The sequence below is a fragment of the Delftia sp. WSY_22 genome, assembly GCF_043104185.1.
GTDB classification, from domain to species: Bacteria; Pseudomonadota; Gammaproteobacteria; order Burkholderiales; family Burkholderiaceae_C; genus Comamonas; species Comamonas tsuruhatensis.
This window is the reverse complement of sequence record NZ_JBICKN010000057.1, coordinates 223,255-245,314: the sequence shown is the minus strand read 5'-3', so window position 1 is coordinate 245,314 and position 22,060 is coordinate 223,255. Positions and strand designations below refer to the sequence as shown.

The following is a 22,060-nucleotide window of genomic DNA, read 5'->3' as shown; positions in this document are numbered from 1 at the left end:
CCCGCCTTGTGCGGGCTTTTTTTATCGGCCCGGGACCTCGGCCGGGGCCTGCGCCGGCGCATCGACCACGCCGGGCAACTGCGCCAGATAGGCCTGCAGCGCGGCAATGGCCTGGCGCACCTTGGCGGGCTGGGCCTGGCGCTGCGGGGTGACGGCCCAGATGTCCAGGCCACCGAAGTCCCAGTCGGGCAGCAGGCGCACCAGGCGTCCTTCGGCCACCGCGTCGGCAACGTCCATGCTGCCCAGCAGGGCCAGGCCCAGGCCGGCCTCGCACATCTGCTGGAGGGACAGTTGGTTGTTGCTGGCCACATGGGGCTGCACCTGCAGGCTGTAGGTCTCGCCCGTGGCCGGGTGGCGTGCCTCGGCCCGCAGGGCCTGGCCCTGGCCTTCGCGCGCAAGGCCCAGCCAGCGCGCGCTGGCCAGCGGTGCCGGGTGGCGCCAGGCCGCGCCGCCGCCGTGCTCCTGTATCCATGCGGGCGAGGCGCACAGCCAGTTGCGCATGGCGCCCAGGCGCCGGGCCGCCCAGCCCGAGTCGGCCAGCCGGCCAAAGCGCAGCGCCAGGTCGATGCGGCTTTGGATGAGGTCGATGGGCGCATCGTCCACATCCAGGTGCAGGCGCAGTGCCGGATGCCGGGCCAGCCAGCTGCCCAGGGCCGGCGCGATATGGCGCGCAAAGCCCACGGTGGCCGACAGGCGCAGTTCGCCGCCGGGCTCGTCGCGCGCAGCGGCCAGTTCGGCCCGCGCCTGGCTGGCGGCCTGTGCCATGGCGGCGCACTGCTGGTAGTAGCGCTCGCCCGTGTCGGTGAGGGCGATCTGCCGGGTGGAGCGGTGCAGCAGGGTGACGCCGCCGTCGCGCTCGAGCTGGCGCACCTGCTGGCTCACGGCCGAGGGGCTCATGCCCAGGGCGCGCGCGGCGGCGCTCATCGATCCGTGCTGCACCACGGCGGCGAAAACGGCCATGCGTTTGTAGTCGTCCATAGGCTGTATTGTGAAGTGGTGCTTCAAGCTGTTGGTGAAAACTGCCGTCTTCCGCAGTGATTGTGAACGGCGTAATCTCAATGCCATCGTGAACAGGCGCCCAGGCGCCGCAAAGGAATGAAGATGAAAGTGGCACTCATTGGCGCAACCGGCTTTGTGGGGTCGGCGGTATTGAAGGAGCTGCTGCAGCGTGGTCACGAGGTCGTGGCCCTGGTGCGCGACCCCGCCAGGCTGGCGGCCCAGCCGCATCTGCACGCCGTGCAGGCCGATGTGCTGGATGCCGCCGCCGTGCAGCGGGCCGTGGCAGGCGCGGACGCCGTGGTCAGCGCCTACAACGCGGGCTGGGGCAATCCCGACATCTATGAGGACTTCATGCGCGGCTCGCGCGCCATCGTGGCGGGCACCAAGGCGGCTGGCGTCAAGCGCTATCTGGTGGTGGGCGGTGCAGGCAGCCTCTACATCGCGCCAGGCAGGCAACTGGTGGACACGCCCGAGTTCCCGGCCGCCATCAAGCCCGGCGCCTCGGCTGCGCGCGATGCCCTCAACGATCTGCAAAAGGAGCAGGGCCTGGACTGGACGATGCTGAGCCCGCCGATTGCCCTGCACCTGGGTGACCATGGCGAGCGCACGGGCCAGTACCGCACGGGCAAGGATGAGCCGTTGATGCAGGCCGACGGCCAGCCCGGCACCATCTCCGCCGCCGATCTGGCCGTGGCCCTGGTCGATGCGCTGGACAAGGGCCTGCACCTGCGCGAGCGCTTTACCGTCGCTTACTGAGCACCGGGGGCTCCCGGCTGGTGCGCAGGCGGCCTCCATGGCATGCTGGTGCCTGTCACGAACAGGCAGGAGCGCCGCCATGATCGATCACACGGGAATCCTCGTATCGGACTTCGACCGCAGCCGGGAGTTTTATGCGCGGGCGCTGGCTCCCCTGGGCTACGAGATCCTGATGGAGCTGTCCGCCGAGCTCACCGGCCACGGCGACACGGCCGGCTTTGGCGAGCCGCCCAAGCCTGATTTCTGGATCACCGGCGGCGAGCCCAACCAGCCGCCCATCCATGTGGCCTTTCGCGTGGACAACCGCAACATGGTCGATGATTTCCACGCGGCCGCCCTGGCCGCAGGCGGGCGCTGCAATGGCGAGCCCGGCCTGCGACCGCACTACCACGACGACTATTACGCAGCCTTCGTGCTCGACCCCGACGGCCACAACATCGAGGCCGTCTGCCACCTGCCGCCCGCCTGAGTCTCCCTGGCGGCACTGGGGCCTGCGCGGCAGCTGACATCAGGCGGTCGCATGGCGCAGCACAATATTGCGCTGCAACAAAAAAGGCCCCACGTTCCCCATGCCCCCTTCCGTTTCCGCTGCGGCCGGCTCCGTTTCCGCGTCATCCACACCCACGGCCGCCCAGGCCTGGCTCAGCGTGATCGCGCTGGCGCTGGGCGCCTTCGTCTTCAATACCACCGAGTTCGTGCCCGTGGGCCTGCTCAGCAGCATTGGCGCGAGCTTTGGCATGCCCACCGAGCAGGTCGGGCTGATGCTGACCATCTATGCCTGGATCGTGGCCCTGGCCTCGCTGCCCTTCATGCTGCTCACGCGCAATGTGGAGCGGCGCAAGCTGCTGATGGGCGTGTTCGCGCTGTTCGTGGCCAGCCATGTGCTGTCAGGCGTGGCCTGGAGCTTTGCCTCGCTCATGGTCAGCCGCATCGGCATTGCGCTGTCGCATGCGGTGTTCTGGTCCATCACGGCCTCGCTGGCCGTGCGCGTGGCGCCGCCCGGAAGGAAGGCCGTGGCGCTGAGCCTGCTGGCCACCGGCACCTCCATGGCCATGGTGCTGGGCATTCCGCTGGGCCGCATCGTGGGCGAATGGCTGGGCTGGCGCACGACGTTCCTGGCCGTGGGCGGGGTGGCCGCCATCGTCATGGTGGCCCTGGCCCGGCTGCTGCCGCGCCTGCCCAGCGAGAACGCGGGCAACCTGGCCAGCGTGCCCATGCTGCTGCGCCGTCCGGCGCTGCTGTCCATCTACATCCTGCTGGTGGTCGTGATCACCGGGCAGTTCACGGCCTACAGCTATATCGAGCCCTTCGTGCAGGACATCGCGGGCTTCGAGGGCAAGGTGACCACGGCCGTGCTGCTGCTGTACGGCGGCATGGGCATCGTGGGCAGCGTGATGTTCAGCTGGTGGGGCCTGCGCCATCCGCGCGGCTTTCTGCTGGCCGCCATTGGCGTGCTGTCGGCCAGCCTGCTGATGCTGGTGCCGGCCTCGGGCCATGAGGCATCGCTCTACGTGATGAGCTCGGTCTGGGGTGTCGCCATGATCTGCTTCGCCCTGGCCATGCAGTCCCAGGTGCTCAAGCTGGCTGCCGACGCCACCGATGTGGGCATGTCCATGTTCTCGGGCATCTTCAACATCGGCATTGGCGGCGGCGCGCTGCTGGGCAGCCAGGTCAGCATGCATGCGGGCATGCAGAACATCGGCTGGATCGGCGGCGGCCTGGTGGCGCTGGGCCTGGCCTGGTGCGTCTGGGCCTTCGTGCGCTGGTCTGCCGGCTTCCAGGCAACTGCGCACTGAAGTGGGTCAGCCGCCGGGTGCCCGCATGGCCTGGGCGTAGCGCTGCGGTGCCAGGCGAGACACCAGCGCGCAGACCACGAGCACGGCGGCCATCTGTGCCAGCCAGCCTGCGCTGAATCCGCCCGTGAACTGGTGCAGCCGGGCGATCACATAGGGCGCCAGCGCCGCAATCAGAAAGCCGCCGCCCTGCATCAGCGCATTGAGCGCCCCGGCCTGCGTGGGGTGGGGAAGATGGTCGAGCGCCACCACCATCATCAGCGCGAAGCAGCCACCCAGGCCGATGCCGAGGATGACGATGTTGAGCAGCGGCGCCGCATCAGGCCACCAGGCCAGCGCGGCCAGGCCGATGATCTGGCACAGCAGCGTGAACCCCAGCCATGGCCGCCGGTCGGCATGGCGCGCGGCCAGCACGGGCAGTCCCAGCGCGGCGCCGGCCTGTGCCACCGACAGCAGGGCGACCAGGCCGCCGCTTTGCGCGGGGCTCCAGCCGTGCGTCTGGTAGAAGGGCGCAAGCCAGGCCACCATGGCCGCATAGCCGCCGTTGATGAGGCCGAAGCAGGCCATCAGCAGCCAGGTGCGCGGGCGTTGGCGCAGCCAGCCGGTGTCTTGCGTGGCGTTGGCCCCTGCCATGGGCGCCAGAGCCGGCAACGCGCGCAGCGCATGCCGCGCCAGCGCCAATGCCAGCAGGGCGGGCGCAGTCCACAGCGCCAGTGCAAAGCGCCAGTCCAGCCCCCATTGCACGGCCAGCGGCGAGATCTGGGCACCGAGCGCCCCGCCGCCCATGAGCGCGGCCGAGTACAGCCCCATCATCTGGGCCATGCGTGCGGGCGACTGGCGCTTGATCAGGCCCGGCAGCACGCCTTGCACCAGGGCCACGCCAGCGCCGCACAGCGCGGCCGTGGCCAGCAGGGTGGCCGCACTGGAGCCCGCCACGCGCAGCGCGCAGCCCAGCGCAATCACCGCCAAGGACCCGACCACGGCGCGGCGCGGACCCAGGCGCTGAAGCGCGGCCGGGGCCAGCCAGGCGCCCACGCCCATCAACGCCATGGGCAGCAGCGTCAGCCAGGACAGCGTGGACAGATCCATGCCGGTGGCGGACTGGATCTGCGGTCCCAGCGGGCCGATGGCCGTGAGAAACGGGCGCAGGTTCAGCGTGACCAGCACGACGGTGGCCAGCCACAGCGCCGTTGGAATGGCGTGTGCTGCGGCAGGCGCCTCGGTGCGTGTGGGCGCAATGGACGACATGGCTTCAGGCCCAGGGGGCGTTGCCATACAGCTGGGCCGCCGTGATGCCCGTGTCCAGCCGCGTCAGGGGCAGCGGTGGCGGCTGCAGCGGCATGCGCAGCCGCTGGTAGGCGCCCTCGCTGGACAGGCCATACGGCTGTGCATCCGCGTTGTCGAAGGCGAAGAAAACCTGCTCGGCCCCGGCCATCACCAGCGCCGCCAGGCACATGGGGCAGGGGTGGCCGCTGGCGTAGATGGTGCAGCCGGCCAGGCTGGCGTTGGCCTGGGCGCGCGTGCCCGCGCGCAGCGCCTGCATTTCGGCATGGGCGCTGGGATCATGGCTTTGCACGATCTCGTTGACGCCCGTGGACAGGATCTGCCCCTCGCGCGCGAGCAGGGCGCCGAAGGGCCGCCCGCCCCGCAGGCGGTTGTCGTGCGCCAGCTGCACGGCATGGCGCAGCAGGCGGATGTGTTCTTGTTCTTGCATGGGGATGGCTGGGCAATCGGGAGCTGAGGCCGCAGTCTAGGACGGGGGCCATCAATTGGAAAATTAAATGATCAAATGCCGGGCAGTGACAAAGCCACTGAAATCCGCCCACGCCCATGCAACCCTCTTCCATAGACCCCACCCTGCTGCGCAGCTTCTGCGCCGTGGCCGAAACCGGCAGCTTCACGCGCGCGGCGCAGGGCGTGCACCTGACCCAGTCCACGGTCAGCCAGCAGATCCGCAGGCTGGAGGAGCAAATGGGCTGCACGCTGCTGGACCGCAGCGGGCGCCATGTGGAATGCACGCTGGAAGGAGAGCGCCTGCTGGCCTATGCGCAACGCATCCTCGCGCTCATGGACGAGGCCGTGGAGCAGTTGGCTGGCGCCACCGAAGCCGTGCTGCGCATCGGCGTACCAGAGGACTTTGCCGGCAATGCCTTGATGCCCGCCTTGGGCGCGCTGGCGCGCAGCCAGCCGCAGTTGCGCCTGGAGCTGACCAGCGGGCTGTCGCAGGCGATATGGCAGCAGTTCCAGTCCGGCGAGCTGGACCTGGCCATCGTCAAGCAGCGCAGCGGCAGCACGCCCGGCATGGCGCGCTGGCCTGAACCGCTGGCCTGGATAGACAGTGCGCGGCATCCCTGCCACGGGATGGATCCCTTGCCTTTGGTGGTGTTTCCACAGGGCGGCCTGTACCGCAGCGAGATGACGCATGCGCTGGATGCCGCCGGCCGGCGCTGGCGCCTGGCCTATGTGAGCGCCAGCCTGGCCAGCCTGGAAGCCGCCGTGGAGCAGGGCCTGGGCATCAGCCTGCTGCCGCGCCGGCTGGTCGGGCCCGGCCACCGCCTGCTCGACGGCATGGCCGGCTTCGCCCCCGTGCCTGATGTGGAAGTGGCACTGCACGTGCGCGCCCAGTTGTCGGCGCCTGGCCGGCGTCTGGCCGGGCGCCTGTGTGAGGTGTGCGAGGCGTTGCTGGGCGTGTCTTAGTCGAACAGCTCGGCGTGCGTGCCGGCTCGCACGAAAATGATCGATTCGTTGGCGCCCTGGCCATCGAGCCGGTAGATCAGCAGGAAATCGCCCCCCACGTGGCACTCCCTGTGATCGGCCCAGTCGCCGGTGAGGGCATGGTCAAGCCACTGAGGCTCCAGGGGGGCGTCGTTGGCAATCAGCAGCAGCATGGCCTCCTTCAACCGCTTCATGTCATGGCGGCCGGAATGCGACAGCCGGACCCAGTCCTTGGCGAAAGCCTTGGTCCGGTCCGATGCGCGGGGAAGGACTGCGCGCTTACTGCTCGCTGCCTTTTTCGAGGTCATGGAGCAAATCGTCCGCGGTGGCAAAGCGTGCCTTGCGCATGGCGCGTGCCTCCTGCATGGCTGCGCGCGTCTCGGCGTTGGGTGCCCTGAGGTCGAAGGGCAATTGCTGGTCGGCCACCACGCGCATCAGGAAGACACGTACGGCATCCGACACCGTCAAGCCCATGCCGGCCAGGGTTTCGGCGGCCTGTGCCTTGATCTCTTCATCCACGCGCACGTGGATCATGGTGGTGGTTGCCATGGTGTGCTTCTGCAAAAATGGGTGAGATACATTGTATCTCGCAGGGCAGAAGACAGGTAAGCAGGCAGGTTGCTGGGATGTCGCTTGGCGGCTCCCGCCTTCGAGCCCTCCAGTAAAAATCCCCGCCGTGGCGGGGATGGTCAGTGGGTGACGCGCAGGCTCAATCCATCGTCAGGTTCTGCTTTTGCACCACGTCCTTGTAGACCGCCAGTTCGGCCTTGATCTCTTCAAAGAAATGCTCGGGCGTGTCGGCCACGATCAGCGAGCCGGTTTCCTCGATGCGCTTCTTGATGGCCGGGTCCTGCAGCACCTTGCGCGTGGCGGCATTGACCTTGTCCACGATGTCGCGCGGCAGGTTCTTGGGGCCGACGATGCCGTAGTAGGCCATGCGGTTGACGGGGGCCAGGCCCACTTCCTTGAAGGTGGGCACATCGGGCAGCGCTGCCAGGCGCTGGGGCGCGGCCACCACGATGGGCACCAGGCGCTTTTCCTTGACGAAGCCCAGGGCCGAGGGCAGGTTGTCGAAGATCAGCGGAACCTGGCCGGCCACGGCGTCGTTCAGCGCGGGGCCGCTGCCACGGTAGGGCACGTGGGTGATGTCGGTGCCCGTGGACAGCTTGAACATCTCCATCATCAGATGGGTGATGCTGCCGTTGCCGGGCGAGGCGTAGGAGTACTTGCCGGGGTTCTTCTTCACCTCGGCCAGGAACTCCTGGTAGTTCTTGCCCGCGAACTTGGGGTGGGCCGCAATGATGTTGGGCGTGGCCGCGATGTTCACGATGGGCGTGAAGTCTGTCAGCACGTTGTACGGGATCTTGGGGTTGATCGCCGGGTTGGTGGCCGTGGTGGACACGGTGGCGATGCCCAGGCTGTAGCCGTCGGGCTGGGAGCGCGCCGTCTCGGCCGCGCCGATGCTGCCGCCGCCGCCGCCCTTGTTCTCGACCACCACGGGCTGGCCCAGGGCGCGGCCCAGCGGCTCGGCCACGATGCGCGCGATCAGGTCGGTGGTGCCGCCGGCCGCGAAGGGCACGAGCAGCTTGATGGGTTTGGCAGGGTAGCCCTGGGCATGGGCTGCGCCCGACAGCGCGAGGGCGCCGAGGATGCCGGCGAGCGCGATGCGAGTGGTGTGAGTCATGGTGTTGTCTCCTTGAATGGATGTTGTGAGCGTTTGTTGTGAGGCACCGACGGGTGGGAAGGCTGGGTTTTTTTAAGACATTCGTATGGCGGTGCTTGAGGAAAAAGATGGGGAGAAGGCGGTGTTGCCTGGCGCAGGTGATCAGACCACGCCGCGCGAGCGCAGCGCCTGGATGGCCATGGGCGCAATGCCCAGCTCGCCCAGCACTTCATCGGTGTGCTGGCCCAGGGAGGGCGGTGCGCTGCGCAGCACGGGCGGGGTATCGCTCAGCCGCATGGGGCTGGCCACGCCGGCGATGCGCGAGATGCCGTCGCCGGCCTCGCGCGGCAGCTCGACGCGTATGCCGCGTGCGCGCACCTGCGGGTCGTCGAAGGCCTGGGCGATGGTGTTGATGGGGCCGCAGGGCACGGCCTTGTCTTCCAGCAGCGCAATCCATTCGGCCGTGCCGCGTGTCTTCATGAGGGGCACCATCCGCTCCAGCAGCGCCTGGCGATTGCGCACGCGCGCGGTGTTGGTGGCAAAGCGCTCGTCATGCGCCCAGCCGGCTTCGCCGACGGCGGCGCAAAAGCGCGCGAACTGGCCGTCGTTGCCAATGGCCAGCAGCACGTTGCCGTTGGCCGTGGCGAAGTCCTGGTAGGGCGCCAGGCTGGGGTGGATGTTGCCGGCGCGGCCCGGCGATTCGCCCGTGGCCAGAAAGCCGGCGGCCTGGTTGGCCAGCACGGCCATGCCCACGTCGAGCAGGGCCATGTCGATGTGCTGGCCCCGGCCCGATGCCTGGCGCGCATGCAGCGCAGCCAGGATGGCATTGCTGGCATACAGCCCCGTGAAGACATCGATCACGGCCACGCCCACCTTGAGCGGGCCGCCTCCGGGCGCCTCGTCGGCATGGCCGGTGATGCTCATCAGCCCGCACATGGCCTGCACCATGAGGTCGTAGCCCGCGCGCTCGGCATACGGGCCGGTCTGGCCGAAACCCGTGACCGAGCAATAGATCAGGCGCGGGTTGAGCGCCTTGAGGCTTTCGTAGTCCAGCCCGTACTGGGCCAGGCCACCGACCTTGAAGTTCTCCACCAGCACGTCGGCCCCGGCCGCCATCTGGCGAATCAGCTGCTGCCCATCGGGGGTGGACATGTCGATGGTGACCGAGCGCTTGTTGCGGTTGCAGGCCGTGAAATAGCTGGCCTCCTGCGTGGCCTGCCCATCGTCGCGCGGCAGGAACGGAGGCCCCCAGTGGCGCGTGTCATCGCCGGCCACGGGCCGCTCGACCTTGATCACATCGGCGCCCAGGTCGGCCAGTGTCTGCGTGCACCAGGGCCCGGCCAGCACGCGGGAAAGATCAAGCACCTTGATGCCAGCCAATGCGGCCGGCGCGGAGGATGTGGAGGACATGAGAGGGAAGAAATATGAGCGCGCCCGATGCCGCTGGTAGTTCAGCTCAGGGCTTGAGCTTCCATCACCCATAGCGTGTGACATGGGCGTGGAGCAGGCCAGGGACGCCGAGCAAGAGCCGCCTCGCGGCGAGGGCGTCGTCCCCCTCCGCGAAGCGAGAAGGGGGAAGGCGCGAAGCGCCTCAGGGGGTCAGTTGGCAAAAGCTGCGATGCCGGTCTGCGCCCGGCCCAGGATCAGCGCATGCACATCGTGCGTGCCTTCGTAGGTGTTGACCACTTCCAGGTTGACCAGATGGCGGGCCACACCGAACTCGTCGCTGATGCCGTTGCCGCCCATCATGTCGCGCGCCATGCGGGCAATGTCCAGCGACTTGCCGCAGTTGTTGCGCTTGATCAGCGAGGTGATCTCGATCACGTTCTGGTGCTCGTCCTTCATGCGGCCCACGCGCAGCGCGGCCTGCAGGCCCAGGGTGATCTCGGTCTGCATGTCGGCCAGCTTCTTCTGCACCAGCTGGTTGGCGGCCAGGGGGCGGCCGAACTGCTTGCGGTCCAGCGTGTACTGGCGCGCCGTGTGCCAGCAGAACTCGGCTGCGCCCAGGGCGCCCCAGGCAATGCCGAAGCGTGCGCTGTTCAGGCAGGTGAAGGGGCCCTTGAGGCCGCGCACCTCGGGGAAGGCGTTTTCCTCGGGGACGAAGACATCGTCCATCACGATCTCGCCCGTGATGGAGGCGCGCAGGCCCACCTTGCCGTGGATGGCCGGGGCCGACAGGCCCTTCATGCCCTTGTCCAGGATGAAGCCGCGGATCTCGCCCACATGGCCGTCCTCGGTCACTTCCTTGGCCCAGACCACGAACACGTCGGCCACGGGGCTGTTGGTGATCCACATCTTGTTGCCCTTGAGGCGGTAGCCGCCGTCCACCTTGTAGGCGCGGCTGGACATGCTGCCGGGGTCGGAGCCGTGGTCGGGTTCGGTCAGGCCGAAGCAGCCGATGAACTCGCCGCTGGCCAGCTTGGGCAGGTACCTGTTCTTCTGGTCTTCGGTGCCGAATTCATTGATGGGCACCATCACCAGCGAGCTTTGCACGCTGGCCATGGAGCGGTAGCCCGAGTCCACGCGCTCGATCTCGCGCGCCACCAGGCCGTAGCTGACATAGTTCAGGCCCGCGCCGCCGTACTGCGTGGGGATGGTGGGGCCCAGCAGGCCCAGCTCGCCCATCTCGCGGAAGATGCTCACGTCGGTCTTTTCATGGCGGAACATTTCCAGCACGCGGGGTGCCAGCTTCTCCTGGCAGTAGGCATGGGCCGCGTCGCGGATCATGCGCTCGTCTTCGCTCAGTTGCTGGTCGAGCTGGAAGGGGTCATCCCATTGGAAGCTGTTGCGGGCCATGGCGTGGTTTCTCCAAAAAACAAAGAGGTCAAGGGCGGGTCGCTGCCATATGCCAAAGCCGGGCAGGCTGTGGCCATGGAGCGTTGTTGCGACGCATCTTAGAAGCGGGCCTGCGCGTGGCGCAAACGATGTTTGTTCATCCATGAATGCGTAAAACGCATGTATGAATGGGTTGTTGCGGGTTATTCCCTATGATGTGAGGCTCTGAAGTGCATTGAATTCATGAGATATGCGTAGAGCCCTGCCATCCACCCAAGCCCTTGCCTGCTTCGAGTCGGCCGCCCGCCACATCAGCTACACGCGTGCGGCGCAGGAGCTGTCGCTCACGCAAAGCGCGGTATCGCGCCAGATCATTGCGCTGGAGGAGTTCCTGGGCGTGCAACTGTTCCGGCGCACGCGCCACGGCGTGCTGCTGACGGAGGCCGGCACGCAGTACGCCCAGCAGGTCTCGCGCTGGCTGCACGGCCTGGAGCGCGACACGCTGGACATCATGGCCCACCAGGGCGAGGGAGGCCCGCTCAACCTGGCGGCCGTGCCCACCTTCGCCACGCGCTGGCTGCTGCCGCGCCTGCCGCAGCTGGCGCGCGAGCATCCCGAGGTCACGGTGCACATCGATGTGCAGACGCGGCCCTTCCTGTTTGCCGATACCGTGTTCGATGCTGCGCTCTATGCAGGCACGCCCGAGCAGGTGGCACGCTGGCCCGGTGTGCAGGCGCAATGGCTGATGGACGAAGAGGTGGTGCCCGTGTGCAGCCCGCAATTGCTGGCCACGGCGCAGGCGCGCGAGCCGGGCCGCGCCTGGCTGCCCGTGGGGGCGGACATCGTGGCCCGGATGCCGCTGCTGCAGCAAAGCACGCGGCCCTACGGCTGGCAGCAGTGGTTCGATGCCATGGGCGTGGCCGCGCCGCGCGCGCTGGACGGCATGCGGCTGGAGCTGTTTTCCATGCTGGCCGTGGCCGCCAGCCAGGGCCTGGGCGTGGCGCTGATGCCGCCTATGCTGATCGAGCAGGAGCTGGCGCGCGGCGACCTCATCATTGCCTGCCCCCAGCCGCTGCGCGGCAACCGCGCCTACTACCTGGTCACCCCGGCCCTGGCGCCCGATGCCCAGCCCGCGCCCGCCCTGCGCGTGTTCTCTTCATGGCTGCAGCAGCGCGCCAGGGAGCACCGGCCTGCCTGAAAATTAAGCAGGCCTTGGATTGTTCAACGATGACAGTCACTTAACTGACTTATCCTTGCTGCTGGCGGCGCTTGTCCACAGGCTTGTGGGGGTGTCTCTGGGGAAAACCCGCAATCGCGCTCAAAACCAGGGCAGCACGGCCAGGCACAGCGGCATGACCACGGCCGTGGCCACGCCGTTCAGGCCCATGGCCAGGGCCGAGAAGGCGCCCATGGTCGGATTCACCTGCAGCGCGCGTGCCGTGCCGATGGCGTGGGCCGTAAGTCCCAGGGCAAAACCCTGCACGGCCGGGTCATCGCTGCGCACCAGGCGGATCAGCAGCGGCGCCATCATCGTGCCCGCAATGCCGGTGATGGCCACGGCCACGGCCGCCAGCGAGGCCGGGCCGCCAAAGCGCTCGGCCATGGGCAGGGCGATGGGAATGGTGGCCGACTTGGGCGCCAGCGCTACCAGCGTCTGCACCGTGGCGCCCAGGCTCCAGCCAATCAGCAGTGCCGACAGCAACGCCACCACGCAGCCCACGGCCAGCGCCACGCTGATGGGCAGCCACAGCGCGCGTATGCGCTCGCGCTGGGCGTACAGCGGAATTGCCAGCGCGACGGTGGCCGGGCCGATCAGCAGTCCCAGCAGCGAGACGCCGCTGCGGTAGCTGGCATAGGAGGTGCCCGTGGCCAGCAGCACGCCCACGATGACGACGACGGCCGTGAACACGGGAATCAGGAGCGGATGGTTGCCGCTTCGGCGGTACAGCGCCATGGCCGCCAGGTAGACGGCCATGGTCAGCACCAGCCAGGGCAGGTGGGCGGTGGAGGCATTGCCGGACAGCGACTGCCAGGCGCTGTGCCAGTGGGTGGTGAGCACGCTCATGCCTTGTCTCCCTGGTGGGCAGCCGCTTCGCGGGCGCGCTGGCGCTCCAGGCACCAGCGGAAGGTGAAGGCCGTGGCCAGGAAGGTAATGGCCGCGCCGGCCACGCAGGCGATCACGAAGGGCTGCCATTCGCGCGACAGCCGGTCGAACTCCAGCATCACGCCTGCAATGACGGGAATGAACAGCAGCATCATGTTCTGCAGCAGCACGCCGGCGGCCTTCTCCAGCGACTCGGGCAGGCGGCCGTGCAGCAGCAGCGCCGCCAGCAGCAGCAGCGTGCCCATAAGCGCTCCCGGAAGCGGCAGCCCCGTGAGCTGGACGATGGCCTCTCCCAGCAACTGGAAGGCGAACAAGGCGGTGATGGCGTACAACATGAAAACCTGAATCCCTGGAGCAGATGGCAAGAGCGGAGAGCAGAGGGCGGCGGCAAGAGAGCGGGCTGCCCGTTTCCCGGACAGGGCAGTGCCCTGGCACCTGTGGGACGCCGCCGCAAAGCGTGCCATCATCGCCCACATCGCGAAAAAAGGTGCGGACACCGATTGCGCGGCGTCCCGGCCAACGCTATGTTGGGACCCATGCCTTGGGCAGTGCCGGGGCATGAGACTTTGAATAGCGAAGGAGTAGCGATGGCCGAAACCACATATCACGCACCCGTGTACGAGCCGACGGTGGATGAACTCGAAGTGCTCAAGAAGCTGGAAATGGGCGAGCCCGTGTCGCTGGAAAGCGCGGCGCGCGAGCATCTGTCCAAGAGGCTGCGCGAGCGTGGACTGGTCGAAGTGGACAGCAGCCATCAATGGCACATCACGGCGGCGGGCCGTGCCCAGATCCGCCGCTCCGATGCCTGAGGCGCGGCGCGACAGGTGACCCCGATTTCAAGGGTTTTCCCTTGGATTCAGGGGCTGCCTGATTTGCAGGCAGCCTAGCTTGCGGCCAGTGAATGCAAGCACTTGGACGCCTCGTTCACTTGCTGTTCACTGAATATCCACAGGGTTGTTCAAGGGTTCTGTGGAGAAAAAAAGCCACCCCAGGGTGGCTTTTTTCATGGGCATCACCAGGCTTTTGCAGCGGGCGCACCGGGCTGGTGCCCGCGCCGGAAATTGGCTGCATGGCGATGGTGCAGATACCGGTTTTCAGAGGGAAGGTGCCGGATTTCGCGCACTGGGCAAGGCTAGGGGGCAGGCCGCGGTGGGGGCGATTCGAGGCGGGCTGGACATGCGCCTGATTGCAGTCCGTTTCCGCCTTGGCGGTGGCTTGATGCCAAAGTTGTACACAGGTTGGGTGGTGTGCGGGTGAAAGCGCGCAGGGGCTATCCCGCCCAAGGCATGAGGACGCAGGATCTGGTCAGGCTGGAGGCCTTGAATTGCAGTGCAGCCGCTGAAAAGGGCTGGTGCAGGAAGGAGGGGTGTGCGGACACTGTGAAGACAGCGGCCGGAAAAGAAATAGCCGAAAAAGCAGCGGACTGCTTTTTCGGCTACGTAATCTCTGGTGCCCGGGGCCGGAATCGAACCGGCACGCCTTGCGGCGGGGGATTTTGAGTCCCCTGCGTCTACCAATTTCACCACCCGGGCTACTTAGCGCAGGGGCGAATTATGGCACAGTGTGAGGCTATGAAAATTTATCCGACCATCGAAGACGCCATCGGCCGCACGCCCCTGGTGGCATTGCAGCGCATCGGTGCGCAGTCTCGCCAGGAACGTGGCAACGTGGTGCTGGGCAAGCTGGAAGGCAACAATCCGGCCGGTTCGGTCAAGGACAGGCCGGCCCTGTCGATGATCCGCCGCGCCGAAGAGCGCGGCGACATCAAGCCCGGCGACACGCTGATCGAGGCGACCTCGGGCAATACCGGCATTGCGCTGGCCATGGCCGCCACGATCAAGGGCTACCGGATGGTGCTGATCATGCCCGAGGACCTGTCCATCGAGCGTGCCCAGACGATGAAGGCCTATGGCGCCGAGCTGATCCTCACGCCCAAGAGCGGCGGCATGGAATACGCGCGCGACCTGGCCGACCAGATGGTGGCCCAGGGCAAGGGCGTGGTGCTCGACCAGTTCGGCAACCCCGACAACCCGCGTATCCACTACGAGACCACCGGCCCCGAGCTGTGGGAGCAGACCGGCGGCGAGATCACCCATTTCGTGAGCGCCATGGGCACCACGGGCACGATCACCGGCGTGGCGAAGTTCCTCAAGGAAAAGAACCCTGCCATCCGCATCGTGGGCGCCCAGCCGGCCGAGGGCTCGCGCATCCCTGGCATCCGCAAGTGGCCCGAGGAATACATGCCCAAGATCTACGACGCCTCGCTGATCGACGAGACCGTGCTCGTGGGCCAGGACGATGCCGAAGACATGGCGCGCCGCCTGGCGCGCGAGGAAGGCATCTTTGCCGGCATCTCGGCGGCGGGCGCCTGCTGGGTGGCCCAGCAGATTGCCGAGCGCGAGAACAACGCCACCATCGTCTTCGTGGTCTGCGACCGCGGCGACCGCTATCTGTCCACGGGCGTCTTCCCCGCCTGACGCAGCGACAGGCCCGCCTTCCGGCGGGCCTTCCTGTTTGCATTGAGCCAGGACAGCAAAAAACCAGGAACAGCCCCATGCACTATGAAACCCGCTATTGCACGCACTGCGCCACCCCCCTGCAGTGGGTGATCCAGGCCGAGGACGGCGGCGATGTATCGCGCCTGCGCTGCCCCGAGTGCGGCTGGACGCACTGGAACAATCCCACGCCCGTGCTGGCCGCCATCGTGGAGCTGGACGGCAAGGTGCTGCTGGCGCGCAATGCGGCCTGGCCCGAGAAGGTCTTCGGCCTGATCACGGGCTTCATGGAGGCCGGCGAGTCGCCCGAGGAGGGCGTGGCGCGCGAGGTGGCGGAGGAAACCGGCCTGAAGGCCGAGTCGCTGGAGCTGATCAGCGTGCATGAGTTCCTGCGCATGAACCAGGTGATCATCGCCTTCCATGTGCGCGCCAGCGGCCAGGTCCGGCTGTCGCCCGAGCTGCTGGAATACCGCCTGCTGGAGCCCGAGAAAGTCCAGGCCTGGCCTTCGGGCACCGGCATGGCGCTGGCCAAGTGGCTGCGCAGCCGGGGGCATGATCCTGTGATCCGTGACTTCTGGAAGCGCGCCGAGCAGGCCCAGGAGGCTGAAGCGAGTCGCGCCGATCAAGACACTGCTGCCGGCCTCCGCCGCGATGCCGCCTAGAATCCCAGGCTCAAGAGGTGCATCCGATGGAAATTCACAAGGAAATCGACACGCGCGGGCTCAACTGCCCGCTGCCCATTCTCAAGGCCAAGAAGGCGCTGGCCGAACTGGACAGCGGCCAGTTGCTCAAGGTGGTGGCCACGGATACCGGATCGCTGCGCGACTTCCAGGCCTTCGCCAAGCAGACCGGCAATGAACTGGTGGAGCAGCAGACCGTGGGCGCGGAGTTCATCCACATCCTGCGCCGGCGCTGAGCGGCTGCACGCGGCTCGCTCCAAAGAAAAAGGCCTGCTTTCGCAGGCCTTTTGCATGGGGCAGGGGCGGCCCTGGGGCCCGGCCTCAGATGCTCAGGCCCTGCAGGTATTCGCGGAAGCTCGCGCCCACGTCCTCATGCTGTAGCGCCAGCTCCACCGTGGCCTGCAAAAAGCCTTCCTTGCTGCCGCAGTCGTAGCGCTTGCCCTGGTACTGGAAGGCGTAGACGGCTTCATGGGCCATCAGGCGTTCGATGGCGTCTGTCAGCTGGATCTCGCCGCCCACGCCCTTGGGCTGGTTGCGGATCTCCTCGAAGATGGCCGGTGTCAGCACGTAGCGGCCAGCCACGCCCATGCGCGAGGGCGCCTTCTCGGGCGCGGGCTTTTCCACGATCTTCTCGATGCGCATCAGCGCGCCGCCAGCCGGCTCGCCAGCCACGATGCCGTAGCGCTTGGTCTGCTCCAGCGGCACTTCCTGCACGGCCAGCAGGGAGCGGCCCTGTTTCTGGAAAGCCGAGGTCATCTGGGCCATCACGCCCGGGCCGCCGGACTCGCCCACCATCAGGTCGTCGGCCAGCAGCACGGCAAAGGGCTCGTTGCCCACCAGCGGCTCGGCGCACAGCACGGCGTGGCCCAGGCCCAGGGAGCGCGGCTGGCGCACGAACAGGCAGTTCATGTCGGCGGGGCTGATGCTGCGCACCAGCTCCAGCATGGCCTGCTTGCCGGCGTTCTCCAGCTCGTTTTCCAGCTCGTAGGCGGTGTCGAAATGGTCCTCGATGGCGCGCTTGCTGCGGCCGGTGACGAAGATCATGTCGCGGATGCCGGCCTCGTAGGCCTCTTCCACGGCGTACTGGATCAGCGGCTTGTCCACCACGGGCAGCATCTCCTTGGGAGAGGCCTTGGTGGCGGGCAGAAAGCGCGTGCCGAGCCCGGCAACGGGAAACACGGCTTTGCGGACACGGGTCTGGGTGCTCATAAACGGATCTTTCAACCCAGGCGGGCGAGTTGTTCCTGGATGCGGATCAGCGTTGCGCCGAAGTCGGCCACGCGCTTCTTTTCCTGGTCGATGACGGCCGGGGGTGCCTTGGCCACGAAGGCCTCGTTGCCCAGCTTGGCATTGGCCTTGGTGATTTCGCCTTCCAGGCGTGCGGCTTCCTTGGACAGGCGGGCCTTTTCGGCCGCCACGTCGATCTCCACGAACAGCGCCAGGCGCGCCTCGCCCACCACGCAGACGGGCGCGGCCTGGGCGGCCTCGGCCCAGGCGGCTTCGTCGTCGAACACCTTGACTTCGCTGAGCTTGGCCAGGTTCTGAAGCACGGCGGCGTTGGTGCGCAGGAACTGCGCCTCGTCGTCCGAGCTGGCCACGGCCAGCAGCGGCAGGCGCTGTGCGGGCGACACGCCCATCTCGCCGCGCAGCGTGCGGCAGGCGTCGATCATCTGCTTGATGCGGCCCACGTAGGCGATGGCGGCCTCGTCGATCTTCTCGGGCTGGGCCTCGGGGTAGCGGGCCACGGCCACGGACTCGCCGGGCAGGCCGGCGACCGGGGCGACCTTCTGCCACAGGGCTTCGGTCACGAACGGGATGATGGGGTGGGCCAGGCGCAGGATGGCCTCCAGCGTGCGGATCAGCGTGCGGCGCGTGGCGCGCTGCTGGGCCTCGCTGCCGGTCTGGATCTGCACCTTGGCGATTTCCAGGTACCAGTCGCAGAACTCGTTCCAGACGAAGTCGTACAGCGCGTTGGCCACGTTGTCCAGGCGGAATTCGGCAAAGCCCTTGGCCACTTCGGCCTCGACCTTCTGCAGCTGCGAGGTGATCCAGCGGTCGGGCTGGCTGAACTGCATGTAGCCCGCGAACTCGCCGCCGGCCTGGCATTGCTCCTTGGTGTGGGGCAGCAGGCCGCAGTCATGGCCTTCGCAGTTCATCAGCACGAAGCGGCTGGCGTTCCACAGCTTGTTGCAGAAGTTGCGGTAGCCCTCGCAGCGCTTGCTGTCGAAGTTGATGGAGCGGCCCAGCGAGGCCAGGGCCGCGAAGGTGAAGCGCAGCGCATCGGCGCCGTAGGCGGGAATGCCCTCGGGGAATTCCTTTTGCGTGTTCTTGCGCACCTGGGGGGCGGTCTCGGGGCGGCGCAGGCCCTGGGTGCGCTTGTCCAGCAGGGTGTCCAGGTCGATGCCGTCGATCAGGTCCACGGGGTCGAGCACGTTGCCCTCGGACTTGCTCATCTTCTTGCCCTGGGCGTCACGCACCAGGCCATGCATGTAGACATGGCGGAAGGGCACGCGGCCCGTGAAGTGCGTGGTCATCATGATCATCCGGGCGACCCAGAAGAAGATGATGTCGTAGCCCGTGACCAGCACCGAGCTGGGCAGGTAGAGGTTGTAGTCATCGTCGGCCGCCTCGGTCTGGTTCGGCCAGCCCATGGTGGAGAACGGCACCAGGGCCGAGGAGTACCAGGTGTCCAGCACGTCCTCGTCGCGCGTGAGCGTCTTGCCGGGGGCCTGGGCCTGGGCTTCTTCCTCGGTGCGGGCCACGTAGACCTTGCCGTCCTCGTCGAACCAGGCCGGAATCTGGTGGCCCCACCACAGCTGGCGCGAGATGCACCAGTCCTGGATGTTGTTCATCCACTGGTTGTAGGTGTTGACCCAGTTCTCGGGCACGAACTGCACCTGGCCGCTGGAGACGGCATCGATGGCCTTCTGCGCGATGGACTTGCCCGTGGCATCGCCTTCGCCGACCTTGTTCATTGCCACGAACCACTGGTCGGTCAGCATGGGCTCGATCACCTGGCCCGTGCGCGTGCAGATGGGCACCATGAGCTTGTGCTTCTTGGTCTCGACCAGCAGGCCGGCCGCGTCCAGGTCGGCCACGATGGCCTTGCGCGCCACGAAGCGGTCCATGCCGCGGTACTTCTCGGGCGCCTCGTCGTTGATGGTGGCCGTCAGCGTCAGCACGCAGATCATCGGCAGGCCGTGGCGCTGGCCCACGGCGTAGTCGTTGTTGTCATGCGCAGGCGTGACCTTGACCACGCCCGTGCCGAACTCGCGGTCCACGTAGTCGTCGGCAATGATGGGGATCTCGCGGCCCACCAGGGGCAGGATCACGGTCTTGCCGATCAGCGCCTGGTAGCGCTCGTCCTCGGGGTGCACCATCAGGGCTGCGTCGCCCAGCATGGTTTCCGGGCGCGTGGTGGCCACCACGAGCTGGCCCGAGCCGTCGGCCAGCGGGTAGGCGATGTGCCACAGCGAGCCGTCCTTTTCCTCGTTCTCGACCTCGAGGTCGGAGACGGCGGACATCAGCTTGGGGTCCCAGTTCACCAGGCGCTTGCCACGGTAGATCAGGCCCTGCTGGTACAGGCGCACGAAGGTCTCGTTGACGATGGACGACAGCTTGTCGTCCATGGTGAAGTACTCGCGGCTCCAGTCCACGCTGTCGCCCATGCGGCGCATCTGGCCGGTGATGGTGTTGCCGCTCTGGTTCTTCCACTCCCAGACCTTGCTCACGAAGTTCTTGCGCGCCTCGGGAGGCGTCGCGCCCATGTCGTGGCGGCTGGCGATGCCCTGCTCCTGCAGCTGGCGCTCCACCACGATCTGCGTGGCGATGCCCGCGTGGTCGGTGCCGGGCACCCAGACCGTGTTGTGGCCCTTCATGCGGTGGTAGCGCGTGAGGCTGTCCATGATGGTCTGGTTGAACGCATGGCCCATGTGCAGCGTGCCCGTCACATTGGGCGGCGGCAGCTGGATGGAGAACGAGGGCTGGGATGCATCTGCCTGGCCCGTGCCGCGCACGCCGGCTGCGCCGTAGCCGCGCTTTTCCCATTCGGGGCCCCATTGGGCCTCGATGGCGGCGGGTTCAAACGATTTGGACAGGCTGTCGAGGCCTGGCTGGGCAATGGTGTCGCTCATGGCTTGCTTGCGGGGAATTGTGCGAATGGCGTTTGGCAAATGAAAACGGCATCCGTTGAAGGGATGCCGTCTGCATATGCGAAATGGATGACGGTTTGACGGGGATTCTACCGACCCCGCCCGCCTGCCTGTTCGCCGGGTCTTATTCAGGCCGCTGCGTCGGGGACGAACTCGGGCCGGTCGTTGCTCTGGGGCTTGAGCGGCTGGGCGGCCTTGCCTTCGGCGCGTTCCTTGCGCCATTGCTCCTTGCGTGCCGTCCACTCGTTCAGGCGGGCGTGGGCGGTGGTGCTTTCGCGCGCCATCTGCACTTCGTCGGCCAGCTGGGCCGACAGCTCCAGGCGGATGCCGTTGGGATCGAAGAAATAGATGCTCTTGAAGATGTGGTGGTCGGTCACGCCCAGCACCTCGATGCCATGCGCCACCAGGCGGGCCTTGGTGTTCTCCAGTTCCTCGACGGTGTCCACGCGGAAGGCGATGTGGTTGATCCACAGCGGCGTGTTGGGCGAGGGCAGGGCCTTTTCGTCGTCGCCGATGTCGAAGAAGGCGATGAACGACCCATCCTTCAGGCGGAAGAAGAAGTGCGTGTAGGGGCAGTACTCGCCCGTGCTGGGCACGTAGTCGCTCTGGATGATGTGGTAGAGCGGCAGGCCCAGGATGTCCTCGTAGAAGTGGCGGGTCTCCTCGGCATCGCGGGCCTTGTAGGCGTAGTGGTGCAGCTGCTGCACGGCGGCGGGCGGTGGCAGTGTGGACAGGTCGGGACGGGCGCTTGTGTTCATCGAATGTCTCCTTGGTGGATGTCTTGATTCTACTATTCGTAATCAATTTACCTAAATGAAATGTTGCGATGGATGCAGGGATATGCGCGCTGCGGTGTCCGGGCCACCTGCGGTGCCGAGTTGCCGCCAGCACTTGACCTTCAAGTCACTTCACGCTTTCTCATCGAGGTCCGATCCCCCCGCTTGCCATGGTCGCCATGGATGCGGGGGCCCTCTGTTCACAACCGTTTTCAAGTCAAGGAACCTCATGAGCGACAGCCATCAGCACGGCGACGTGCGCGCCCTGCCGGAATCCCGTCTCTGGTTTGCCTTCGGATTGACCGGCACCTTCATGGTGGTGGAGATCATCGGCGGCATGGTCACGGGCAGCCTGGCCCTGATCTCCGACGCCATGCACATGCTGACCGACGCGATGGCGCTGCTGCTGGCCCTGGTGGCCATACGCGCCGGCCGCAAGGCAGCCGACCTGCTGCGCACCTACGGCTATGCGCGCTTCGAGATCCTGGCCGCCGCCGTCAATGCGCTGGTGCTGCTGGGCGTGGCCTTCTACATCCTGTATGAGGCCTACCGCCGCCTGTCGGCACCTGCAGAAATCCAGTCCCTGGGCATGATGGCGGTGGCGGCCGCGGGCCTGGTGATCAATCTGATCTCCATGCGCCTGCTGTCGGGCGGCAAGGACGAGAGCCTGAACGTGAAGGGCGCGTACCTGGAGGTGTGGGCTGACATGCTGGGCTCGATCGGCGTGCTCGCCGGTGCCGCGCTGATCTGGCTGACGGGCTGGCGGTGGATCGACTCGGCGGTGGCCGTGGGCATCGGCTTCATGGTGTTCCCGCGGACCTGGACCCTGCTGCGCGAGTGCATCAATATCCTGCTGGAAGGCGTGCCCTCGGGGATGAGCCTGCAGGCGGTGCGCGAGACGATTGCGGGCACGGCGGGCGTGGCAGCAATCCACGATGTCCACCTGTGGGCGGTCACGCAGAGCAAGCCCATGCTGACCGGCCATGTGGTGCTGCTGCCCGGCGCGGACGGCGAGCAGGTGCGTCGCGATATCGAGGACAGGCTGCAGGCCGGCTTCGACCTGCACCATACGACGCTGCAGATGGAGCGCGAGGACCGCTCCCCGGCAGAGCACATCCACTAGGATGCCAGTCTTCATGGACCACACCCGGAG

23 protein-coding genes and 1 tRNA gene are annotated in these 22,060 nt (G+C 67.1%); 10 read left to right on the top strand and 14 right to left on the bottom strand.

The window, feature by feature from the left end:
- Window positions 1-21: 21 nt before the first annotated feature.
- Entirely contained in the window at window positions 22-978 is a 957-nt protein-coding gene (locus ACF8NF_RS25140; RefSeq protein ID WP_016448967.1) for a LysR family transcriptional regulator, read from the bottom strand.
- Window positions 979-1,101: 123 nt separating this feature from the next.
- On the opposite strand from ACF8NF_RS25140, the gene ACF8NF_RS25135 reads away from it, so the two are divergent.
- The 3 genes from ACF8NF_RS25135 to ACF8NF_RS25125 all read left to right on the top strand — a co-directional run bounded on the left by ACF8NF_RS25135 (window position 1,102) and on the right by ACF8NF_RS25125 (window position 3,551).
- The gene (locus ACF8NF_RS25135) at window positions 1,102-1,755 is read left to right on the top strand and encodes an NAD(P)-dependent oxidoreductase (protein WP_016448966.1); all 654 of its coding nucleotides are present in this window, start codon (window positions 1,102-1,104) and stop codon (window positions 1,753-1,755) included.
- 79 nt (window positions 1,756-1,834) lie between these two features.
- Window positions 1,835-2,224 carry a VOC family protein gene (locus ACF8NF_RS25130; protein ID WP_016448965.1) on the top strand — a complete coding sequence of 130 codons (390 nt, stop codon included), beginning with the start codon at window positions 1,835-1,837 and terminating at the stop codon, window positions 2,222-2,224.
- Between the two features lie 100 nt (window positions 2,225-2,324).
- Window positions 2,325-3,551 (top strand): sugar transporter, encoded by a 1,227-nt coding sequence (locus ACF8NF_RS25125; protein WP_016452582.1) that lies wholly within the window; start codon window positions 2,325-2,327, stop codon window positions 3,549-3,551.
- A 6-nt stretch (window positions 3,552-3,557) separates the two neighbouring features.
- Here the strand turns inward: ACF8NF_RS25125 and ACF8NF_RS25120 are convergent, their stop codons facing one another.
- Together ACF8NF_RS25120 and ACF8NF_RS25115 are read right to left on the bottom strand one after the other, a co-directional pair.
- A complete protein-coding gene (locus ACF8NF_RS25120; RefSeq protein ID WP_392451519.1) occupies window positions 3,558-4,796 on the bottom strand; it encodes a cyanate transporter in 1,239 nt (412 codons plus the stop codon).
- A gap of 4 nt (window positions 4,797-4,800) precedes the next feature.
- Window positions 4,801-5,262 (bottom strand): nucleoside deaminase, encoded by a 462-nt coding sequence (locus ACF8NF_RS25115; RefSeq protein WP_017404867.1) that lies wholly within the window; start codon window positions 5,260-5,262, stop codon window positions 4,801-4,803.
- A 116-nt stretch (window positions 5,263-5,378) separates the two neighbouring features.
- On the opposite strand from ACF8NF_RS25115, the gene ACF8NF_RS25110 reads away from it, so the two are divergent.
- Complete coding sequence (locus ACF8NF_RS25110) at window positions 5,379-6,245, top strand: LysR family transcriptional regulator (RefSeq protein WP_047472796.1); 867 nt, start codon at window positions 5,379-5,381, stop codon at window positions 6,243-6,245.
- On the opposite strand, the gene ACF8NF_RS25105 is transcribed toward ACF8NF_RS25110, so the two are convergent.
- From ACF8NF_RS25105 to ACF8NF_RS25085, 5 genes are all read right to left on the bottom strand, one after another.
- Complete coding sequence (locus ACF8NF_RS25105) at window positions 6,242-6,571, bottom strand: type II toxin-antitoxin system YafQ family toxin (protein WP_026062230.1); 330 nt, start codon at window positions 6,569-6,571, stop codon at window positions 6,242-6,244. The genes ACF8NF_RS25110 and ACF8NF_RS25105 overlap by 4 nt on opposite strands.
- Window positions 6,543-6,812, bottom strand: coding sequence for a type II toxin-antitoxin system RelB/DinJ family antitoxin (locus ACF8NF_RS25100; protein WP_061288290.1), 270 nt, complete (start codon window positions 6,810-6,812; stop codon window positions 6,543-6,545). The genes ACF8NF_RS25105 and ACF8NF_RS25100 overlap by 29 nt, the downstream gene beginning before the upstream one ends.
- 160 nt (window positions 6,813-6,972) lie before the next feature.
- Complete coding sequence (locus ACF8NF_RS25095) at window positions 6,973-7,947, bottom strand: tripartite tricarboxylate transporter substrate binding protein BugE (RefSeq protein ID WP_016452578.1); 975 nt, start codon at window positions 7,945-7,947, stop codon at window positions 6,973-6,975.
- A gap of 141 nt (window positions 7,948-8,088) precedes the next feature.
- The gene (locus tag ACF8NF_RS25090; RefSeq protein ID WP_392451489.1) at window positions 8,089-9,336 is read right to left on the bottom strand and encodes a CaiB/BaiF CoA transferase family protein; all 1,248 of its coding nucleotides are present in this window, start codon (window positions 9,334-9,336) and stop codon (window positions 8,089-8,091) included.
- Window positions 9,337-9,525: 189 nt separating this feature from the next.
- The gene (locus ACF8NF_RS25085; RefSeq protein WP_016448959.1) at window positions 9,526-10,722 is read right to left on the bottom strand and encodes an acyl-CoA dehydrogenase; all 1,197 of its coding nucleotides are present in this window, start codon (window positions 10,720-10,722) and stop codon (window positions 9,526-9,528) included.
- 229 nt (window positions 10,723-10,951) lie between these two features.
- Here ACF8NF_RS25085 and ACF8NF_RS25080 point away from each other — a divergent pair, with 229 nt between their 5' ends.
- Complete coding sequence (locus ACF8NF_RS25080; RefSeq protein ID WP_012204131.1) at window positions 10,952-11,899, top strand: LysR substrate-binding domain-containing protein; 948 nt, start codon at window positions 10,952-10,954, stop codon at window positions 11,897-11,899.
- A 120-nt stretch (window positions 11,900-12,019) separates the two neighbouring features.
- Here ACF8NF_RS25080 and ACF8NF_RS25075 read toward each other — a convergent pair whose 3' ends face one another.
- Both ACF8NF_RS25075 and ACF8NF_RS25070 read right to left on the bottom strand, forming a co-directional pair.
- Window positions 12,020-12,766, bottom strand: coding sequence for an LrgB family protein (locus ACF8NF_RS25075; protein ID WP_392451488.1), 747 nt, complete (start codon window positions 12,764-12,766; stop codon window positions 12,020-12,022).
- A complete protein-coding gene (locus ACF8NF_RS25070) occupies window positions 12,763-13,140 on the bottom strand; it encodes a CidA/LrgA family protein (protein ID WP_126312443.1) in 378 nt (125 codons plus the stop codon). Before ACF8NF_RS25070 ends, ACF8NF_RS25075 begins: the two co-directional genes overlap by 4 nt.
- A 252-nt stretch (window positions 13,141-13,392) precedes the next feature.
- Here ACF8NF_RS25070 and ACF8NF_RS25065 point away from each other — a divergent pair, with 252 nt between their 5' ends.
- Window positions 13,393-13,614 (top strand): hypothetical protein, encoded by a 222-nt coding sequence (locus ACF8NF_RS25065; protein WP_016452574.1) that lies wholly within the window; start codon window positions 13,393-13,395, stop codon window positions 13,612-13,614.
- Between the two features lie 638 nt (window positions 13,615-14,252).
- Here the strand turns inward: ACF8NF_RS25065 and ACF8NF_RS25060 are convergent.
- A tRNA-Leu gene (locus ACF8NF_RS25060) sits at window positions 14,253-14,337 on the bottom strand.
- A 39-nt stretch (window positions 14,338-14,376) separates the two neighbouring features.
- Here ACF8NF_RS25060 and cysM point away from each other — a divergent pair.
- From cysM to ACF8NF_RS25045, 3 genes are all read left to right on the top strand, one after another.
- Window positions 14,377-15,282, top strand: a complete 906-nt coding sequence (gene cysM, locus ACF8NF_RS25055) for a cysteine synthase CysM (protein ID WP_017407070.1) — start codon at window positions 14,377-14,379, stop codon at window positions 15,280-15,282.
- 77 nt (window positions 15,283-15,359) lie between these two features.
- Window positions 15,360-15,962: an NUDIX domain-containing protein gene (locus ACF8NF_RS25050; protein ID WP_034365382.1), complete on the top strand. Its 603-nt coding sequence runs from the start codon at window positions 15,360-15,362 to the stop codon at window positions 15,960-15,962.
- A 26-nt stretch (window positions 15,963-15,988) separates the two neighbouring features.
- A complete protein-coding gene (locus ACF8NF_RS25045; protein ID WP_012204137.1) occupies window positions 15,989-16,216 on the top strand; it encodes a sulfurtransferase TusA family protein in 228 nt (75 codons plus the stop codon).
- Window positions 16,217-16,301: 85 nt separating this feature from the next.
- Here the strand turns inward: ACF8NF_RS25045 and galU are convergent, their stop codons facing one another.
- The 3 genes from galU to ACF8NF_RS25030 all read right to left on the bottom strand — a co-directional run bounded on the left by galU (window position 16,302) and on the right by ACF8NF_RS25030 (window position 20,889).
- Window positions 16,302-17,189, bottom strand: coding sequence for a UTP--glucose-1-phosphate uridylyltransferase GalU (galU, locus tag ACF8NF_RS25040; RefSeq protein WP_016448953.1), 888 nt, complete (start codon window positions 17,187-17,189; stop codon window positions 16,302-16,304).
- Window positions 17,190-17,200: 11 nt separating this feature from the next.
- Window positions 17,201-20,113, bottom strand: coding sequence for a valine--tRNA ligase (locus ACF8NF_RS25035; protein WP_392451487.1), 2,913 nt, complete (start codon window positions 20,111-20,113; stop codon window positions 17,201-17,203).
- Between the two features lie 146 nt (window positions 20,114-20,259).
- On the bottom strand, window positions 20,260-20,889 hold the full coding sequence (locus ACF8NF_RS25030) for a VOC family protein (RefSeq protein WP_012204140.1): 630 nt from the start codon (window positions 20,887-20,889) through the stop codon (window positions 20,260-20,262).
- A gap of 247 nt (window positions 20,890-21,136) precedes the next feature.
- Here ACF8NF_RS25030 and ACF8NF_RS25025 point away from each other — a divergent pair, with 247 nt between their 5' ends.
- On the top strand, window positions 21,137-22,030 hold the full coding sequence (locus ACF8NF_RS25025) for a cation diffusion facilitator family transporter (protein WP_074921595.1): 894 nt from the start codon (window positions 21,137-21,139) through the stop codon (window positions 22,028-22,030).
- Window positions 22,031-22,060: the final 30 nt, after the last annotated feature.

Bases quoted from the DNA above. Each gene is read 5' to 3' on its own strand.
- ACF8NF_RS25140 (WP_016448967.1), bottom strand. From the start codon at position 978: ATGGACGACTACAAACGCATGGCCGTTTTCGCCGCCGTGGTGCAGCAC.
- ACF8NF_RS25135 (WP_016448966.1), top strand. From the start codon at position 1,102: ATGAAAGTGGCACTCATTGGCGCAACCGGCTTTGTGGGGTCGGCGGTA.
- ACF8NF_RS25130 (WP_016448965.1), top strand. From the start codon at position 1,835: ATGATCGATCACACGGGAATCCTCGTATCGGACTTCGACCGCAGCCGG.
- ACF8NF_RS25125 (WP_016452582.1), top strand. From the start codon at position 2,325: ATGCCCCCTTCCGTTTCCGCTGCGGCCGGCTCCGTTTCCGCGTCATCC.
- ACF8NF_RS25120 (WP_392451519.1), bottom strand. From the start codon at position 4,796: ATGTCGTCCATTGCGCCCACACGCACCGAGGCGCCTGCCGCAGCACAC.
- ACF8NF_RS25115 (WP_017404867.1), bottom strand. From the start codon at position 5,262: ATGCAAGAACAAGAACACATCCGCCTGCTGCGCCATGCCGTGCAGCTG.
- ACF8NF_RS25110 (WP_047472796.1), top strand. From the start codon at position 5,379: ATGCAACCCTCTTCCATAGACCCCACCCTGCTGCGCAGCTTCTGCGCC.
- ACF8NF_RS25105 (WP_026062230.1), bottom strand. From the start codon at position 6,571: ATGACCTCGAAAAAGGCAGCGAGCAGTAAGCGCGCAGTCCTTCCCCGC.
- ACF8NF_RS25100 (WP_061288290.1), bottom strand. From the start codon at position 6,812: ATGGCAACCACCACCATGATCCACGTGCGCGTGGATGAAGAGATCAAG.
- ACF8NF_RS25095 (WP_016452578.1), bottom strand. From the start codon at position 7,947: ATGACTCACACCACTCGCATCGCGCTCGCCGGCATCCTCGGCGCCCTC.
- ACF8NF_RS25090 (WP_392451489.1), bottom strand. From the start codon at position 9,336: ATGTCCTCCACATCCTCCGCGCCGGCCGCATTGGCTGGCATCAAGGTG.
- ACF8NF_RS25085 (WP_016448959.1), bottom strand. From the start codon at position 10,722: ATGGCCCGCAACAGCTTCCAATGGGATGACCCCTTCCAGCTCGACCAG.
- ACF8NF_RS25080 (WP_012204131.1), top strand. From the start codon at position 10,952: ATGCGTAGAGCCCTGCCATCCACCCAAGCCCTTGCCTGCTTCGAGTCG.
- ACF8NF_RS25075 (WP_392451488.1), bottom strand. From the start codon at position 12,766: ATGAGCGTGCTCACCACCCACTGGCACAGCGCCTGGCAGTCGCTGTCC.
- ACF8NF_RS25070 (WP_126312443.1), bottom strand. From the start codon at position 13,140: ATGTTGTACGCCATCACCGCCTTGTTCGCCTTCCAGTTGCTGGGAGAG.
- ACF8NF_RS25065 (WP_016452574.1), top strand. From the start codon at position 13,393: ATGGCCGAAACCACATATCACGCACCCGTGTACGAGCCGACGGTGGAT.
- cysM (WP_017407070.1), top strand. From the start codon at position 14,377: ATGAAAATTTATCCGACCATCGAAGACGCCATCGGCCGCACGCCCCTG.
- ACF8NF_RS25050 (WP_034365382.1), top strand. From the start codon at position 15,360: ATGCACTATGAAACCCGCTATTGCACGCACTGCGCCACCCCCCTGCAG.
- ACF8NF_RS25045 (WP_012204137.1), top strand. From the start codon at position 15,989: ATGGAAATTCACAAGGAAATCGACACGCGCGGGCTCAACTGCCCGCTG.
- galU (WP_016448953.1), bottom strand. From the start codon at position 17,189: ATGAGCACCCAGACCCGTGTCCGCAAAGCCGTGTTTCCCGTTGCCGGG.
- ACF8NF_RS25035 (WP_392451487.1), bottom strand. From the start codon at position 20,113: ATGAGCGACACCATTGCCCAGCCAGGCCTCGACAGCCTGTCCAAATCG.
- ACF8NF_RS25030 (WP_012204140.1), bottom strand. From the start codon at position 20,889: ATGAACACAAGCGCCCGTCCCGACCTGTCCACACTGCCACCGCCCGCC.
- ACF8NF_RS25025 (WP_074921595.1), top strand. From the start codon at position 21,137: ATGAGCGACAGCCATCAGCACGGCGACGTGCGCGCCCTGCCGGAATCC.